The 18,429-nt window shown below is 42.5% G+C and carries 13 protein-coding genes; 4 read left to right on the forward strand and 9 right to left on the reverse strand.

What is annotated here, in order from left to right:
* Positions 1-168: 168 nt before the first annotated feature.
* A complete protein-coding gene (locus tag H5073_RS10960; RefSeq protein WP_259394880.1) occupies positions 169-3,111 on the forward strand; it encodes a prolyl oligopeptidase family serine peptidase in 2,943 nt (980 codons plus the stop codon).
* A gap of 379 nt (positions 3,112-3,490) precedes the next feature.
* Here H5073_RS10960 and H5073_RS10965 read toward each other — a convergent pair whose 3' ends face one another.
* The 5 genes from H5073_RS10965 to H5073_RS10985 all read right to left on the reverse strand — a co-directional run bounded on the left by H5073_RS10965 (position 3,491) and on the right by H5073_RS10985 (position 10,136).
* Positions 3,491-3,919, reverse strand: a complete 429-nt coding sequence (locus tag H5073_RS10965) for a DUF3192 domain-containing protein (RefSeq protein WP_182679628.1) — start codon at positions 3,917-3,919, stop codon at positions 3,491-3,493.
* 53 nt (positions 3,920-3,972) lie between these two features.
* Entirely contained in the window at positions 3,973-4,731 is a 759-nt protein-coding gene (xni, locus tag H5073_RS10970; RefSeq protein ID WP_182679629.1) for a flap endonuclease Xni, read from the reverse strand.
* A 49-nt stretch (positions 4,732-4,780) separates the two neighbouring features.
* A complete protein-coding gene (ppnN, locus tag H5073_RS10975) occupies positions 4,781-6,136 on the reverse strand; it encodes a nucleotide 5'-monophosphate nucleosidase PpnN (RefSeq protein ID WP_182679630.1) in 1,356 nt (451 codons plus the stop codon).
* Positions 6,137-6,195: 59 nt separating this feature from the next.
* On the reverse strand, positions 6,196-7,752 hold the full coding sequence (locus H5073_RS10980) for a GGDEF domain-containing protein (RefSeq protein ID WP_182679631.1): 1,557 nt from the start codon (positions 7,750-7,752) through the stop codon (positions 6,196-6,198).
* A 173-nt stretch (positions 7,753-7,925) separates the two neighbouring features.
* On the reverse strand, positions 7,926-10,136 hold the full coding sequence (locus tag H5073_RS10985) for a lipopolysaccharide assembly protein LapB (protein WP_182679632.1): 2,211 nt from the start codon (positions 10,134-10,136) through the stop codon (positions 7,926-7,928).
* Positions 10,137-10,278: 142 nt separating this feature from the next.
* Here H5073_RS10985 and H5073_RS10990 point away from each other — a divergent pair, with 142 nt between their 5' ends.
* The gene (locus H5073_RS10990; protein ID WP_182679652.1) at positions 10,279-12,081 is read left to right on the forward strand and encodes a M61 family metallopeptidase; all 1,803 of its coding nucleotides are present in this window, start codon (positions 10,279-10,281) and stop codon (positions 12,079-12,081) included.
* Between the two features lie 230 nt (positions 12,082-12,311).
* Positions 12,312-13,283: a PstS family phosphate ABC transporter substrate-binding protein gene (locus H5073_RS10995; RefSeq protein ID WP_182679633.1), complete on the forward strand. Its 972-nt coding sequence runs from the start codon at positions 12,312-12,314 to the stop codon at positions 13,281-13,283.
* Between the two features lie 1,000 nt (positions 13,284-14,283).
* Here H5073_RS10995 and H5073_RS11000 read toward each other — a convergent pair.
* Positions 14,284-14,769 carry a glutathione peroxidase gene (locus H5073_RS11000; RefSeq protein WP_182679634.1) on the reverse strand — a complete coding sequence of 162 codons (486 nt, stop codon included), beginning with the start codon at positions 14,767-14,769 and terminating at the stop codon, positions 14,284-14,286.
* A 150-nt stretch (positions 14,770-14,919) separates the two neighbouring features.
* Here H5073_RS11000 and H5073_RS11005 point away from each other — a divergent pair, with 150 nt between their 5' ends.
* On the forward strand, positions 14,920-16,296 hold the full coding sequence (locus H5073_RS11005) for a magnesium transporter (RefSeq protein ID WP_182679635.1): 1,377 nt from the start codon (positions 14,920-14,922) through the stop codon (positions 16,294-16,296).
* 128 nt (positions 16,297-16,424) lie between these two features.
* Here H5073_RS11005 and H5073_RS11010 read toward each other — a convergent pair whose 3' ends face one another.
* The 3 genes from H5073_RS11010 to rfbC all read right to left on the reverse strand — a co-directional run bounded on the left by H5073_RS11010 (position 16,425) and on the right by rfbC (position 18,399).
* Positions 16,425-16,586: a small highly charged protein gene (locus tag H5073_RS11010; protein WP_182679636.1), complete on the reverse strand. Its 162-nt coding sequence runs from the start codon at positions 16,584-16,586 to the stop codon at positions 16,425-16,427.
* A gap of 326 nt (positions 16,587-16,912) precedes the next feature.
* Positions 16,913-17,827, reverse strand: a complete 915-nt coding sequence (gene rfbD, locus H5073_RS11015) for a dTDP-4-dehydrorhamnose reductase (RefSeq protein ID WP_182679637.1) — start codon at positions 17,825-17,827, stop codon at positions 16,913-16,915.
* Positions 17,824-18,399 carry a dTDP-4-dehydrorhamnose 3,5-epimerase gene (rfbC, locus tag H5073_RS11020; RefSeq protein ID WP_182679638.1) on the reverse strand — a complete coding sequence of 192 codons (576 nt, stop codon included), beginning with the start codon at positions 18,397-18,399 and terminating at the stop codon, positions 17,824-17,826. Before rfbC ends, rfbD begins: the two co-directional genes overlap by 4 nt.
* Between the last annotated feature and the right edge of the window lie 30 nt (positions 18,400-18,429).

Below are 18,429 nucleotides of genomic sequence, written 5' to 3' on the forward strand. Positions count from 1 at the left end.
TAATTTGGATATTGATAGACAGAAATTAGTGAGAGTTGTCACGTTTTTTTGTGCAATTTGACCTATTTCACTGCTGGAGTGGATTAAGACGTGTATTCCCTTTTTGACCTTAAGGGCGTTCGAGTGTAATTTGCACTGCTAAGTGCAAAAAAATAATAAGGAAATCCATTGAGTCCCTATCCCAGTTTTACGCCGCTTTGGCCAAAATTACTCATCTTAGGTTTGTTATGCTCTCCAAGTGTCTTAGCCCAGCAGGAGACTGCCAAAGGGTCCATGCATCAAGCTGAAAAAGCTGATACTAGGCCGCTGACTTTAGATGACATCATGCATTATCAAACCCTGCAATTACCTAAATTGTCTGATAGTGGTCAAGTCTTGGCCGTGGAAGCTAAGCCCGACAGAGGCGATAGTCAGGTCTTGGTTAAATGGTTAGATAAAGCAGAAGGATTAAAGGTTAATGGCAGCAAGCCGCAGGTGAGCGCCGATGGCCGTTTTGTACTGATAAGCCAAGGTCCAAGCTTACTTGAGCGTGAAACCTTAAAAAAAGATAAGTTAGCTACCCGCGCTGTATTGCTAAACAGTGAAACAGGCATAGAGCAGGCGTTTGATGATGTAAAGCAAACCTTGTTTAGCCCTCAGGGTGATTACGCCTTGATTTGGTTTGAAGAAGATAAAACAGAATCAGATGATAAAGCCGCTCTTGATGTGAAAACCGCTGCTGGCGAGAAAGTAGGGCCTCAATCGAATGTTAAGCCTAAAGCCAAGGCAGGCAAAGTATCAAAAGCTGACAAAGAGTTACCACAAAGCGAGCTGCTGATTATTCGTTTAAAGGACAATGTTCAGCAGAGGTTTAGCCAAGTCAGTGCATTTTCTATGCCTGAAGATGCCAAAGGGGTATTGATTGCTCATCAAGCTATGTTAGCCGCGACAGAGGGCGGTGCAGATGCGGTCGGCGCTAGTGACGCTATGAGCCGCGATGCTAAGGTGCAAGAGTTACTGTTAGTTGATTTCAGAACCTTTGAAACAAGGTCTTTATTTAGCAGTAAAAACCACAATTTTGGCGCGCTGGCACTCACAGATGATCTTAGTTTTGCCGCCTTCACTTTAGGAGAGAGTCATCAACTCAAGTCGGTACGTGAATATCAGCTTCATAGCATTGATCTTGCAAACGGTAAAAGCACTCAAGCTCCCATCACTAAAAATTGGCTTTACAATCAGCATTCAAGTTTAGTCTTCTCTAACGATAACCAGCGCTTATTTGTTGGTAGAGTGCCAAGCATTAAAGCGTTAGCCCAAAGGCCAACGCTTGATAGTCAAGAAAAGTTATTCGATAAAGCCCTGATCCAAGGTAAAAGTCAGCTTAATGTTTGGCACGGGGATGACCCAAAGATTAAACCCCACGAAATCCATGATTATGCCAAATCACTGAAAAAAACTTACCTCGCAGTATGGCATATGGGCAGTAACCATTTACGTCAAATCGCCACTGAGCAGTTACCTGATGTAAAAGCGGGTCAGCAGAGCCGTTATTTACTGGCAAGTTCTGATTTGCCTTATCAAAAGATGATCACTTGGGCGGGGTTTTTTCGTGACTGGTCAGTGGTTGAGCTTAATAGCGGTAAAGCCACTCAAATATTGCTGCAGCATCCAAGCGACTCTCCAGTGAGTCTATCCCCAGATGGCAAACAAGTGGTGTATTACAAACAAGGCCAAATTTGGCTGTATAGCCTAGTCAGCGGTCGGCACATTAATTTATCCGCTAATATAACCAGCCCTTTTAGCGATGAAGATCATGATTATCCATCAGCGGCACCTGGGTATGGGTTTGGTCCTTGGCTTGAAGATAGCTCAGCTGTGTTAGTTTATGATAAATATGATGTTTGGCAATTTAGTAGCCAAGGCTCCAAGGCCATTAATCTAACTGCGGGACAAGGCCGCAAGCAGCAATTACAACTTAGGGTTCATGGGTTAGTTCGCAATAAAGCTGAGCCTACCGTGGTGAATAAAGGTGAGTCATTACTGCTTAAAGGTTACAACGAGCGCACTAAAGCTGATGGCTTTTATCAGCTTAATGTTGGGCAAGAAGGTCTTAATACTTTAGTGGAGAGCGCGCATAAGATTAACGTCTTGGCCCGCAGTAAAGCCTCTGAAACCTTTATCTTTAGTAAAGAAAGCTACGATCTGTATCCTGATCTTTATAGTGCAGAAATAACAGCACCAAGTGCAGCCACTCAGCAGACGTTTTTTGGCAAGCAGCAAGCTGGGTTTGCGTGGGGGAAAGCTGAATTAGTGCAATGGACTAACGATTCAGGTAGCCGCTCAGATGGGGTGTTAATTAAGCCAAGTGACTATCAACAAGGTAAAGCTTATCCAGTACTGGTGTATTTTTACCGTTTTATGAGTGACAGACTGCATGATTATCCCGATATGGCCATCAACCATAGGCCTAACTTTGCTTGGTATGCTGACAATGGCTATGCAATTTTCTTACCCGATATTCGCTTTGAAGAGCAGTATCCCGGTCAATCATCAGTGAAAGCGTTAACCTCTGGGGTGCAGCATCTTATCGATATCGGTATTGCCAAAGCGGATGCCATAGGGCTTCAAGGTCATTCATGGGGCGGCTATCAAACGGCGTTTGCTGTGACGCAAACACCATTGTTTAAAGCAGCAGTCGCTGGGGCACCAGTGTCTAACATGACCAGTGCTTACAGTGGTATTCGCCATGGCAGTGGTCTCGCTAGGCAATTTCAGTACGAAACTGGGCAAAGCCGCATGGGTCAAAGTCTGCTGGATATCCCTATGCGTTATATGGAAAACTCACCGGTATTTTATGTTAACCGAGTGCAGACTCCCTTGATGATCATGTTTGGTGATAAGGATGATGCTGTGCCTTGGGAGCAAGGGGTTGAGTTGTATTTAGCTATGCGCCGCGCTGGCAAAGACGTGGTGTTTTTACAATATGAAGATGAGCCACACCACTTGAAAAAGTATCCTAACAAACTCGATTACAGCATCAAGATGATGCAGTATTTTGATCATTACCTTAAAGGAATACCCGCACCAAAGTGGCTTGATCAAGGTGAAGCCTATCAAGAATTCCGTGACTAGTTAACCTCAGCTCGGGATAATAAATGCATATCAAACAGCTCTTTGCACCGCTAACTGTGTTGAATTCACTTGCAATAGACTAGCTATTGACGCGCAAATTCGCCTTGTTTTCAGCGCAAAGTTCAAGTTTGAATGTAAGATATTGAATTTTTGATAATTCACTATCGTTTATCCATCTCTTAACCCGAGTTGAGGTTAGTTAATGTGATGGGTATAAAACATCAATGAGCTGGACTTAAACAAAAATAAAAAGCCCATTAACAGAGGGTTAATGGGCTTTTTTATTAGCGTCATATCAATGAACTCTAGTTGACACTACTGGGCTTAAATTACTTTGGTTTACAACTGCTATTTGCGATGAGGGCGCTAAGCCGTTGCATTAATGCTCTGAGGCGACTTTTACTGCGGCTAAGCTAACATTAGCATTGAGATATTGCTGATAAGTATCAGGTCCCCAAGCGATGAGTTTTTCATCGTCAAACAACAAGGGGGTGCATTCTTCCTTGGTGGTAATACCATCGCCTTTAATATGATGAGTGCGGTAATACATGATTTGCAGCGCTGTACCTGTAACGGTTTTAGCCTCTACAAAATCAGCTTCACCCATAAGTGTCACAATTTCATCTAGGCTTTGGCCCAACTTGATGTGGCTGAGCTGTTGCAAATTAAAGGCTTGTCTATCATCCCAATCTTTTTCACCGGGAAGTGGGTCGTAGCTGCTAAACATCACAGCAACAAATACTAAATAGGCAGAGAATCCGCCTAATAACACTAAGGTTAGCAGGGAGGGTTTGTTTTTCTTCGTCATGTTTCTGGGCCATTCCTGTTCTTGGCAATAGGGCTAGTTTAGCGAAAATTTAACTATTTTTTAACCCTAAATTGTTTCAAATTAATTTCTAATGGCATGTGCCGTTGCAGCTGCCCCAGTTTGTAGCTGACTCTGGCCATTTCTCGTCCTTCGGCAAGCTTTTGTGCTTGCTTAGCGCCCAAATTATCCAATGAGTTATAAATATTGGCTAAGGTTCTGAACTTATTGAGTAAATCGGCAGCTGACTTTGGGCCAATACCTGCAATTCCTGGAATTTTATTGCCGCTGTCGCCCGCAAGAGCGATAAAGTCTAAAAATTGGTATTGTTCGATAGCGAGTTTTTTCTCATGCTCACTAATGTCGAAGAATGTCTGCTTGAAATGATCCCAAATGGTTATCTTATTTTGTAGCAGCTGGCTGAAGCCTTTGTCTGTGGAGACAATTATCGCCGCGCCGCCGTTTTCTACCAGCTTAGTGGCAAGGGTTGCGATAACATCGTCGGCTTCTGAGGCGGCTTCTAATGAATTAATCCCCGCCTCACTGAGCCCTTTGCGGATCTCAACCAAGCCCTTGCTTAACGCCTCAGGCATGGGCTTGCGACCTTTTTTGTAATCACTATAGAGTTTCTTACGCCACGACTCTTCATCGCCATCCCAAACCACGATGACGTGGGAGGGTTGATGAATCTTGAGCATTTTTGTGCAAGCGAGCAGTGTTCTTTGTTGGACACTGCTAATGTCATTCTCGTCTGGTAACACCGCGTGAATGCGGCGCACCAAATTGAGTCCGTCTATGATAAGTAATGTATTCATGTTCAGGCTTGGTTAATGGGTTAATAAAAAGTGAAAACACCCTGTATAGCTACTTAATAATCTGATAGCAAGGGACATAATCGCTGCCAGGAAGTTTCATCCGCTGCTGCTTCACGAAGGCGCCGAGGAGTTTATCCATCATTTCCATTAAGTGAGGGTCTCCCTTGATTTGAAAGGGCCCAAGCTGTTTGATGAGTTTGATGGTTTCACTTTTGACATTACCTGCCACTATCCCAGAAAAAGCCTTGCGTAAATTGGCGGCAAGTTCGGCTTTATTTTGCTGAAAGTACAAGCTTAAGTTTGCCATGACCTCATGGGTTGGCTCAAAAGGTAATTGAAACTCGGGTTCGATTTTTAATGACCATTGGTATTGATAGGCATCGCCACAGGCTTTACGGTAACTTTTCACTTCTGCCATGCCTTGTTTCATAATTTGAGCGACTTTAACTGGGTCATCCACAATAATTTGATATTTGCTTTGAGCCTCTTCACCTAAGGTTGCACCGACAAAGGCATCAATCTCGGCAAAGTAGTCAGCACTTTCGGCAGGGCCGGTAAGCACTAGAGGAAAGGGGATGTCGGTGTTGGCTTGATTGAGTAAAATCCCTAGGAAATACAATAACTCTTCAGCAGTACCTGCACCGCCTGGGAAAATCACAATCCCGTGGCCAAGGCGTACAAAAGCCTCTAAGCGTTTTTCAATGTCCGGGAGGATCACTAGCTCATTAACGATCTGATTCGGTGGCTCGGCGGCGATAATACTGGGCTCGGTTAGGCCGATATAGCGGGCATTGATTGCTCTTTGCTTCGCATGACCAATGGCGGCGCCTTTCATCGGCCCTTCCATGGCACCAGGACCGCAGCCAGTACAAATATCTAGATCTCGCAGGCCCAGCTGGTAACCCACTTCACGGGTATATTGGTACTCTATTTCATTAATGCTGTGACCGCCCCAGCAAACGATGACATTGGGATCTTTCATTGGTGAAATGGCGCGGGCATTTCGCAGAATGTCAAACACTACGTTGGTGATGTGGCTGGCATTGGTAAGGTTGATGTGTTTGAGATTTTCGTATTTGTTACTGATGTAAATGATGTCACGCAGCACTGAAAATAAATGTTCTTGAATGCCGGCTATGATCTGTCCATCGACAAAGGCTTGCTCCGGTGGATTGATAAGCTCAATTTTTACGCCACGTTCACGCTGCAGTACATTGATATTAAAAGTGTCGTATTGAGAAAATAAATCTTCAGCGTTATCGCTTTTAAGGCCTGAGGCTAGCACGGCTAAAGAACAGCTGCGATAAAGCTGGTAGAGATCACTCTTGGCGCCTTGCTTAAGGCGGTCGACTTCCAATTGCGACAGTTGGTCTAGACTTCCACGGGGACTGATTCTTACGATCATCGGCAACTCCTTAGCATAAACAGAGTTGCATTATAGGTAAGTAATCACACCTTGATGTGCTAGATATCTATGATGACTCTGTCTCGGCCATTATTTTTGGCTTTATAGAGGGAGGCATCGGCACGCTCAAATGTTTCAGCGATCAGTTCATTTTCTAGAACTTGCGCGGCCCCTATAGACAATGTAACTGTAATTCTCTGATTTTTAAACTTAAACGGAATGTTTTTTATTTTTTCACGCACTCGATTCAATAATTGAGAGATATGTAGCTCAGTGACATCAGGCAGTAACAGCACAAATTCTTCACCACCGTAGCGGGCGACAAATTCACTTTCACGTAGGGAGTTCTTCAGTGCCATGGCAATGACTTGCAGGGTTTTATCTCCTGTACTGTGGCCGAAGTTGTCATTGATCGATTTAAAATGATCTATGTCTATCATGGCTATCCACAGCGGAGTATTAAAGCGTTTATGCTGACGGTATTCTTGCTCCATTTTATCTTCAAGTGCGGCGCGGTTGGCCAATTGAGTTAAGGGATCAAGCAAGTTGAGTTTTTGGTGCTCAAATAACTGTTCTTTGTAGCTATTAGCTTCGTTGGTGATATTGGCAAGCTCTTTACGCATGGCCTCGATGGATTTACGCAGTACAGTTTGCTCGCGCTCTTCAAGAGATTCTTTTCGAGACAAGGCATCCCGCAATGAACTGAGCTGTACTGTCAGTTGAGTTTTAAGTTCAGTGAGATCTGAGGTTTCAATGAGAATACCATCGGCATTATCAACTCTGAGGTATATCTCTTGATTTAGCTGGGCCTTTATTTGCTGGCTGCGCTGATTATGATTATGAGTGTGACTCACCACATCTCTGACAACAGATAGCGCATCGTTGAGGGCGTATAAAAAATCTTCAGAGGCAGTCTTCTCTCTGGCGATATTATCCAGTAGTAGGCAGAGCACTGTTTGGTAAGACTCAAGTAAGGTGCTAAGGCTTATGTCGCTGAGGAGCACTTCTTTGAGCACTAAGACTTGGTCTCTTTGCTCTTTTCTAAATTCAACTTCTGAAATCTTTTGTGCAAGTTCTTTGGCTAACTGAACATGCTGAGGCAAAATTTGGTAATTGTCAGCGCCGCTAAGGTTTTCGGCTAGCATTGACTCATAAAATCCAATCAGTTGCTCAACTTTAGGGATATAGTCCCAAATGGTGTGAAAAGGTTTGTCTAAATCTTGTTTGGCGTAACCGATTTCTTTTTTGAGTTTATCTGGTGCTGAGCTGACACGCTGAATTTGCCTAATCACGCGGATAAGACTTTGTCGGCTATCTTCAAGCTTTACTTTTGTGTGGTTATAGCTGTTTTTTAGTAGCCTTTCGATATCCATCAACTCAGGCAAGGCATCATCAATCTGTTCGAAATTATTCAAATTATGGCGCAGCTTGGCGAGTTTATTGTCCAACTCTAAATGTTGGCCTTTACAGGCGAGGCTTAAGTGGTTAATGAATTGGACTAAGGTTTTGAGTTTGCTGTTTCTATCATCGGTGATTTCAGCTAATGCAGATTTAGTGGATAGCAGTTTTTGCTTTAACAAGGTAATTTGAGATACCGGAGTGGTTACATCTTGCATTTTAATGCTTTCCTACATGACTCACTGGCTTAAGGACAATCCAATGTCCAGCATCAGATGAAAGTCGTATAATATAACATTTCATTAGAGCTGAGAATCCAGTAATTTGAACTATGTTATTCACATCATTAAAAATGACATTGCATGTTGATTTTTTGAGCGCTGCACTCTAGCTAGTGTTTTGGCCAATTTATCTCATTGGTTGGATAATTACTGTCGACGCGGATCATGCCTCTGAGTGTGGCTTGAGTCAGATTCAAGTAGAGAGGTTTAAAGAAGGTTGCCGCAGGGGCAAAATTTAAGGCTCGTAAACTTAAATAACTGTCTTTCTTTCCTACGCTCAATGCCGCAGCAAGGGCAAATTGAGCGGTTTCAAATTCTACTTCTGGGCTTATATGAACATCGGGATTGGGATGAAGTGGTAAATTCACATGACCTAAACTATAGCTATTGTCATAACAAGGCACAGTATTAAAGCTTAAATTGTTACGTTGATTTAGAGCTAACTCTGTGAGACAACTCTTTAATTTTTCAGCTATTTCAATAACATTAGTGTTAGTGTCGAAATAAAACCCCAACAAACCACTATGGATAATATACACGCTGGCATTCATTTGAGATTCGAAGTATTCAATATACATTTGCATTAGGCTATTTGCTTGAGATTGACCTAGGAATAATTCACAGTTGGCTAAAGATTCAATACGAGCTAGTACTAAAGTTTGTTGTGTCTGAGAGTTATGCTGCTGTTCGAGCCCTTTGTGGTTCTGTGCCAAGTGTTTAATCAGCCCTTGATAACCCTTAAGTTGAGTCGTGGGCTCTAAGGCCAGGCTATGTCGTTGTAGCTTAACCTTGTGCCTTAAATTGCGATTGTATCGATACAGGGAATAGAGTAGTGGTAATAATAGTGCGATGGCGATAATAAGCGCAAAAACTCCCATATGAGAGTTTTGTTTTTGTTGAATAAATTCACTGTTCTTGGCTTGTAATAAGTTGAGTTCAAATTTAAGTTTTTGCTCAGTTAAGCTTAAGTTTTCCATATCATTTTGCAAAGGCTGCTTACTGTTTTTATTTAGCTCTAATAGCGTCTTAAGCACGTTAATGGTGGATGGTAAATCACCTAATGCGCCATAAGCTTGCGTTAGATAATCTAATGCTTCAATTTGCTCTTCAGCTAAGTTTTTATTTTTAGCGATAGTGAGTGCTGCATTGGCGTGTAAAACTGCATTCTGCCAGTCTTTTTCTTCAACGGTTAATTGAGCAAACAGCAGCTCATTGTAAACAAGGTAATGTAAGGTTTTTTTCTGTTTAAATAAATCATTAGCCATTTGCAGGTATTTTACCGCTGCAGTCTGATTACCTAAGTGTTTATAAGCTTCACCAATATTATGGAAATTTAGCGCCTCACCGATGGAGTTACCTGCTTTTTCATCCACTTGCTGGGCATTGAAATAGTAGTCAATGGCTTTATTCCATTCTTCTTGAGCTGCATAGGTCATTGCAATAACAGTTAACGCTTGTGAAACATAGGGCTTTTGGTCTAATTTTTGAAAGCTGCTGGCGGCAGCATGGGCATGCTTTAGGGCGTCATCCCATTGCTCAAGATCGCGATATGTTCGGGCGAGCTGGTACTGAGCATGGGCTTTTATGCCTGGATAATTCAAACGATTCGCTATAGTGAAAGCTTCGCTATAATGCTGTAAAGATTTGGCTAACTCTTTTTGTTTATTGTAATAAAGACCCAGAGCCGATTCCGTCTGAGCGATAAAATAGTCATTTCTTAATTGATAGGCGATAGCACGGTAGCGGTTGAGGTGCGACAGGGCAGGTACTTCTTGCAGTAGCATATAGTGTAATTCACTGAGGTGCTCATGCAGGGTGTATTTAAATAATATCGAGGCCATATCTTGCTCGTCGGCAATTTTTGCCAAAGCCTGATTATAAATATTTACGGAATTTGTAAAGTCTTGTTTATCTCGAGCCATCAATCTTGCTTTGAGCATTAATACCACAGACTCCTCTAAAGGTGTGCTGGCAATGGACTCAAGTTGAGTTATCAGTAAGGTCGCATCGGCAATTTTGGTATTACTCTTTAGGCTTCTCTCAAGGTTTAAACGCGCTAAGACTTCCAATGTGCGGTGTAATTGTGCGGGTTCAAACCCAAGTTCGTCTGCCAAGACCTTAAATTCCATGGGGCCATTAAATACCAGAGGTGAACCACTGGCTTTATAGAGCTCTTGATATAATTGATTGGGCTGCTCACGAAAGTTGATTTCGAGTTCTTCATTGTTTTGAATTAACGCAAACACAGGGCTACTGAAAAGGGCAAGTAATGCCAGCATGATGAAGGGGGATGCGCTTGCTAAGAGTCGATTAAATGTCATTTGTAAGTTTTTGTTAGTTAAGTGTTAGATAATGGCTGGAGCTTGTTATACTCGCCACAAAAAAAGAAAGCAAATTTACCAGAAGGAAATTAGAGTGACATTATCCACTTTCGCTAAGTCTTGCCTTTATTCAAGCCTATCGATGAGCGCCTTGTTTGGCATGGCGCACGCCGATGTTCATTACAAGATTGATTTACGTACACCTGAGCACCATAGCGCCAATGTCGAAGTACAGTTTCCTCAAACTGACAGCCAGACACTTAAGGTTAATCTCCCCATGTGGCGTACTGGCAAATATCAAATGTTGCCCCTTGCCGATGGGATCCGAAACTTTACTGCACTCGATGATGAAGGTAAGGCGCTAAAATGGCAACGATTAGCCAGTGGCGAATGGCAGGTTAAGTTAGAAAAACCAGGCCCTGTGACGGTAAGTTATCAACTTTATGCCAACGATTTAGGCTTAAGAGTCCGAGACATTAATGCCTCCCACGCCTTTTTAGACGCCAGTGGGGTATTTATGTATAGCCCGAGCTCTCAAGCACAAGCTATTAGCGTGAGTTTGCAGGTACCAAAAGGCTGGGAAAGTTACTCTGGGATGAAGAAAGGGCCATCGCCCCATAAGCAAGTGCACGTATTTAATGCAGATAACTATCACGTGTTGGTGGATTCCCCCATTGAGACTGGGATCAATACTAGTTATGACTTTAATGCTGATGGCCGCGAATATCAGGCGGTGTTCTGGGGCGAAGGTAATTATGACAGCCAAAAAATCGTTGCAGATTTGACAAAAATCAGTGCACAGGCCCATACCATCTGGTCAGGTTTTCCTTTTGAGCGCTATGTATACATGATCCACGCCACCAGCGGTGAGAAGGGCGCAACCGAGCACCTTAACTCTACCGTGATTCAATTACCGCGATTTAACTTTCGTGAACGAGAAGATTACCTGCGTTTTATTAGCACAGCGTCCCATGAATTTATTCACACTTGGAATGTTAAAGCTTATAGACCACAAGGCTTAGTGCCTTACGATTATCAAGCCGAAAACCTTACCAGCCTATTGTGGATAGCGGAAGGCTCAACCAGCTACTTTCAAAATCAGTTTCTGCTAAGTGCAGGCATTATGACTGCTAAAGAGTTTTTGCAAGACTTGGCAAAACGCATTGATGCAAACCTTAACAACCCAGGTAAAGAGTTGCAGTCAGTGGCTGAAGCAAGCCTTGGGCAGTGGACCAGCACTGGCGGTGATTATGCCATGAATCACAGCGTAAACATTTACTCTGAAGGCTACTTTGCTTCACTCTCACTAGACTTTAGCCTGCTTGAAGACAGTGGGCTTAAACATAGCTATCGTGATGTACACCGCAAGCTTTATGAAGATTTTAGACTGCCTAAGGCTTATGGCGTTAATGATGTTAAAGCCATTTTAACCTCACTTAGCGGTAAAGATTATCAACAGTGGTGGCACAAACACGTCGATAGTCCGGTGAGTTTAGATTTCGATACTTTGTTAAATAAAGCTGGCCTTAAATTGCAGTACGGTAAAAAGCCTAAAACCACAGTAGATGCCGGCATGAGTTTAACAGGTGTTCACGGTGATTTGACGTTAGCCCATGTGCGTAAAGGTGGTCCAGCGTGGAATGCGGGATTAACGTCAGGGGATGAAATTATTGCCATCAATGGCTTAAAAGTCACCAGTGAAGGCTTTAACAAGCGCCTTGAAGATTTTAAATCAGGGGATGTGCTGCGCATCAGCGTATTTAAACAGCAGCAGTTACAGCAGGTTAAACTGACTTTAGCCGAGCAGCCTAAAGGGGATGTGATGCTTGTGAGCGTAGCTAACCCCAGCGCAGCACAACAAGCCTTCTATAAGGCTTGGCTTGGGATGGATTGGCCTTTTGATGAAAAAGGTGAGTTACTCAGTAATGATGACGCTGCAGAGTAATATTGACCTTAACCTCGAAGCGCTGCTACGACTGTGAGTGGAGTAAAGCCATCTTAGGGTGGCTTTACTTTTTTCTACGGATCTTTTCAGGGCTTGAGTTCATTTGAATTGGGCCCGTTTACCTCATGTAATATAAGTGTCATCTATTGGTAATAGACTTGTCACGCTAGCCAATGATACTGAGCTGGTTAATTCAACCTAAGTACGCTTTTTAAATCTGGAGCACAAGAATGAAATTGAAACAGCTTGTTAGCGCAATGACCTTAACTGCAGTCAGTGTATTCTCTGCAGCTTCTATGGCATCAATTGATAGCGCCTTACCAACTTATGAGAAAACCAGCGGTGTGTCAGGTAATTTATCTTCAGTAGGTTCTGACACCTTAGCAAACATGATGACCTTATGGGCAGAAGAATTTAAGCACATTTATCCTAATGTAAATATTCAAATTCAAGCCGCGGGTTCTTCAACTGCGCCGCCAGCGTTAACCGAAGGGACTTCTCAGTTTGGACCAATGAGCCGTAAAATGAAGCCAAATGAAGTTGAAGCGTTTGAAAAGCATTATGGCTATCAACCTACAGCTATTCGTGTTGCTATTGATGCTTTGGCTGTGTTTGTTCATAAAGATAATCCAATAAAAGGGTTAAGCATCGCTGAAATTGATAGCATTTTCTCTTCGACTAATAAGTGTGGTGGCGATGAAGCCAATCGTTGGGGGCAACTAGGGTTAGACGGTAACTGGAAAGATAAAGACATTCAGCTATATGGTCGTAATTCAGTGTCAGGCACTTATGGTTACTTTAAAGAAAAAGCCCTTTGTAAAGGTGACTTTAGAGCTAACGTCAATGAGCAGCCAGGGTCTGCTTCAGTAGTGCAATCTGTGTCGCAATCACTTAATGCTATTGGTTATTCTGGCATTGGTTACAAGACTGCTGGCGTACGTGCATTAGCAATATCTAAAAAAGGTGGTGAGCTAATCGCGGCCACTCCTGAGAATGCGGCTAGCGGTACTTATCCACTATCACGTTATTTATACGTGTATATCAATAAGCACCCCAATAAAGAGTTATCACCAATGGATCGTGAATTCATCCGTTACGTGTTATCTAAGCAAGGTCAGCAAGTGGTTGAGAAAGATGGTTATGTACCATTACCACGCAGCGTAGTGGCCAAAGATTTAGAAAAAGCAGGGATCCGCCTGTAACAACAACTCTTATTTGATGAAAGGCCTCTTCGGAGGCCTTTTTTGTATTTCAATATAGTAAAAACACCAACGAATAGATAAAAAAAAGCAACCTGATTAAGGTTGCTACGGTTGCAAAAGCAATTCGTGTGATAGTGAAACACCTATCTAAAAGGGAGGATGATGAACAAAAATGTGTAAAACAAATTTGGTACATAATATGAGACTCAAGATGCCGAGATAAGTTCATTAAAAATGTGATTTATTTTTTTGATTGTAGTTTGCGTTGACTTAAGTTGGTTATCGGCACTGAAAAACAGTCAAAAAAAAGCAACCTGATTAAGGTTGCTACGTTTGCAAAAGCAATTCGTGTGATAGTGAAATACCTATCTAAAAGGGAGATGATGAACAAAAATGTGTAAAACAAATTTGGTACATAATATGAGACTCAAGAGGGAGGGATAAGTTCATTACAGTAGCGATTAAATTGCATATATTTTAAATATTAATTAGCAAGATTTTAGTTCATTGATTTTATTTGTCATTTTAAATTCGCGAGATATTTCGTTGATGAGACATTGATAGGATTAACCTGATTTCTGGTTTGGTTTGAGAGTGTTTTTTGGGCATAAAAAAAGGCAATCAATGGATTGCCTATCGATCTACGTTGAGATCAAGGGGACCGCGCTAGAAGTCCCAGGGAGATGATGAAGAAAGTGAAAAATGACTTTCAATAAATTGGAGTCTTCTAGAGGGTAAAAGTTCATTTTCAAGAAGAAATAATCTGTCAATTATTACATTTTATTATCAAGTGATCACTTAAGTCATTGCGAGTAAAGGGGTTATAGTTTTTTTTAGAGGGCGTTCGAAATTCTGTGTCAGGTTAAGTTTAAATTTCGAGCACGCTGTCTAAACGTCCTTCAAAATAAATCGCTAACTGAGATAGACAAAGGCTCCAATTGTGAATGGGCATTGGTAGTGTTCATAATTCTCCCTATTACACTTGTTTTGCGCATCTTACTTAGCTCAATAGTGCAGCTATTTTGGGCGCCAAGCTTTCAGGCTTAGTTGTCGGCGCAAAACGTTCGAGCACATTGCCATTGCCATCTACCAGAAATTTGGTGAAATTCCATTTGATGGCTTCTGTGCCTAATAACCCCTTGGCTGAATGCTTTAAGTACTGATACAAAGGGGCGGCATCGGCACCATTAACATCAACTTTGCTAAACAATGGAAAGGTGACACCAAAGTTCAATTCACAGAACTGGCTTATTTTGGCTTCATTTTCTTTCTCTTGGGCACCAAACTGATTACAAGGGAAACCAAGCACTGTAAATCCTTTAGCCGAATACGCCTGATAAAGTTCTTCCAATGCTTTGTATTGCGGAGTAAAACCACATTGGCTAGCGGTATTAACAATTAACAGCACTTTGCCTTTAAAGTTGCCCATGCTTAACGGATTGCCTTGGATGTCTGTCACGGTGAAATCATAGATAGAATTTTGCATTTCAAGCTCCAAAAAATAGGTTGCACCGACTATAGTCAAAACTGATGTTTTTCACAATTAAATTGTGCACAACTTTTTATATGTATTTGCTTATAAATACAAAAATCAATATAGTTTGTCCATATTTAGATAGGCAAAAGGGGCTGTTGCGTGAACGAAATTGAGACCGAAGTTGAAAATGGTGCTCAAACTCAGGCTGAAGTAAGTCTTGTTGTTCAACAACTTACAGAGGCTGAAGGTGAAGCTCAAGCCGAAGTATTTAGCGACATTCTTGATGAAGCCGAACCAGGTACAATATCATTATTATTAGAATCGTTACCGCTAGATGAGCGTTACGATCGTTGGCTACAGATAGCCATAGAAGAAAGGGCTGAAGTATTAAGCCTGATGCGTGCCGATCCACGTTTGGGGATCTTGAAAAAGATGCCTAGTGAAGAGATTGATCTGTTATTTAGTCAGTTAAGTCCTGAAGACTTAATTGATTGGAGTGATTCATTACCCGATAGCATGATAGACAGAGCGCTCGCCCAGATGGGTGAGCGTCAACGTCGTCACTTTGAGCTTTATAATCAATATACGGAAAATGAAATTGGTCGTTATGCCGATCATCAAATGCTAGTGCTTAGCCACTTATCTTCGGTAGCACAAGGGCAACGATTTTTTAGACGTATCGATTTAGATTGTAACGATCATCTTTTCTTAGTGGATGAAGAAGATAAGTATTTAGGGACAGTTAGGCGCCATGATCTATTTAAACAAGATCCTGATACTCTGCTTGAGTCATTAATTTGGGAAGATGGCCGCTCTATTGCTGCCGATTCATCCTTGATTGAGGCCGCAGAAGCTGTAGAGCACAGCCGCGAGCTTGAATTCCCTGTGGTCGATAGCGAAGGTATATTGATAGGGCGGGTGACACTGCGCACAGCAACGGCCTTAGTGCGTGAACATTACGAAGCTCAGTTGATGGCAACTGCGGGTATGGATGAAGACGACGATCTCTTCGCGCCCATTATGATAGGCGCAAGGCGCCGTGCCGTGTGGTTAGGCATAAATTTACTCACAGCGTTTTTAGCTTCAGCGACCATAGGTTTATTTGAAAATGTACTTTCAGAAGTGGTGGCCTTGGCGGTATTAATGCCTATTGTGGCTTCTATGGGCGGTATCGCTGGTAGCCAGTCGTTGACCTTGATGATCCGCGGCATGGCTATGGGGCAGATTTCGGCTGGTAACGTAATGTCACTTCTGAAAAACGAACTGGGTATTGGTGCAGTTAACGGAGTGCTGTGGGCTATTACTGTAGGTATTGTTGCTGGCTGGTGGTTTGATGACAGGACTATGGGGCTGATCATAGGCTCAGCTATCTTAATTAATATGGCTGTGGCAGCTTTAGCTGGTGTAACTATTCCCATGATATTACAGAAGTTTAATCAAGATGCGGCATTGTCTGGTTCAGTTATTTTAACGACTGTCACGGATGTTGTAGGCTTCTTTACCTTCTTGGGCTTAGCAACGATTTTGTATCTCTAAGCATGCTTATCGAGCAGAAGATAAATGTTAAAGGATCGCATTGCGGTCCTTTTTTATGGATTTTTGAAACAAAAAAGCAAGTTGCGAGCAACTTGCTTTTATAAATTTGATTCAGCTAAAACCAGGTGTTATTTCCACTTAGCGGGAGTGAAATCCATGATGGCATTGTCATCAACAAAGCGGCGCTTGTTATCGCGGCGGCGTTGTTTAACACGTTTAGTTTTTTGCTTTTCTTTGATGGTGTCGCTCCATGGCGTTTCATCGTCATCAAATTCGAATGTGTGAGACATGATCTAAGTCCTGATATAGCACCAATTCTCTTAACCTGTGGCTCTCTATAGCGGGTCAACTCTTGAGTTAGCGGCATAACATTTCAAGTCTTGAATAACACTATTTTGAAATGCCTGCTTGGCTATCAACGAATTTACCTGTGCTAATGTTGAGCATTGAGTTAATGCCATTGGCATAACAATACCTTTGTTGGTACTACTACATTTTTACCGAATGATAAGTCTAATCGAAAGCGAAATTTTTCTTCATTGTTGGTGAATTATTTTGATTGAAGTGAGCTGATACTGCTGCGCTGTCACTTGCTGTAGCAGATATTCTAGATAATTTATAAGATAAGGCTGTTGTTTCGATGATTTATACTTTGTTGGTAGCTAAGTAAATAGTGCCTTAACTGGATTTCCCAGGGCGTAGCTGGGTAAATAGCGCTTGAATTTTGGCATTCAAGTGCGCTGTAGGCTGGCCTTGTAATCTTAGAGGGGTATTGCTCAGAGGATATGGGCAACAGACTAATGGGCTGCTTTAGGATCCCAAGGGTCAATGCTTGGCGCTGAATTTCAACGGCAAACTCGAACCAAGAGCACACTCCCATGTCGCTCCAATGGTAAATAGATGACAAGGTCTTCATTTGGCACAGAGCCCAAATGAACTGAGCTAAGCCAACGACGTAGGTTGGACTTCCGCGCTGATCTGCAACGATTTTAAGCTCATCTTTGGTCTGCATTAAATTAAGCATTGTTGTGACAAAGTGTGGACCTTGCCCGCCATAGAGCCAAGAGGTGCGTACTATGCACGAATTGGGATTATGCAAACTAAGTACCCCTCGCTCTCCTTCAAGCTTTGAATGACCATAATGATTAGTGGGGCTCGGGGTATCGCTGCACAAGTAAGGGCTATTTTTCCTACCATCGAAGACATAATCACTGGAAAGATGAATGAGCCTAGCTGCTTGCTGTTTAGCGAGTAGAGCAAGCTGAGCAACGGCAGCGCCATTAATATCAGAGGCGAGTGTCGTTGCTTGTTCGGCTAATTCAACCTGAGTAAAGCCCGCAGTATTAATGATAATGCTAGGGTTTATGGTACGTAGCACTTGCATTAATAACGCCTTGTTAGTGATATCTAACTCCTGCTTGCCTAAAGCAATAATCTTGAGATGAGCGGGTTTCGTGTATAACAGAGCTTGAGCAAGTTGCCCTTTAGCGCCAAGGATTAATACTGTGGGTGATGTTTTTACAGCGCTCATTTGATTTTCTGCATCATTGGGGATGAGGGGGCTGTTTGACTGAAAAACTGTGGATTATCTTTAATCGATAAAATGGGTTCTCCCTTAAGAGGCCAATCTATAGCTAACTGTGGGTCGTTCCAGGCGATAACCTGTTCATCATCACTTTGGTAGTAATCACTGCATTTATAGACGATATCAGCGATGTCAGAGAGCACATAAAAGCCGTGAGCAAATCCTGGCGGGATCCACATTTGCAAGCGGTTTTCAGCAGAGATAATATGGCCAACCCAATGACCCAAAGTCGCTGATTGTGGCCTGATATCTACAGCGACATCAAAGATTTCCCCATGGGAAACTCGCACTAATTTACCTTGGGGCTGCTTGCTTTGGAAATGAAGCCCCCGAAGAACATGGCGTTGAGAGCGAGAGACATTATCTTGCACTAATTGAGTGGGCATCATGCCATTAGCAGTAAGGCATGCATCAAACTCATTTTGCCTGAAGGTTTCCATAAAAAAACCACGCTCATCACAGTGAAGCGTGGGTTTAAAGAGTAAAACTTCAGGAATAGCAGTTGGTTGGCAATTCATGTGTTAGCAGGGCTGTCTAAGATGATGAAT

The sequence above is a fragment of the Shewanella sp. SR44-3 genome, from assembly GCF_014163735.1.
Taxonomy (GTDB): domain Bacteria; phylum Pseudomonadota; class Gammaproteobacteria; order Enterobacterales; family Shewanellaceae; genus Shewanella.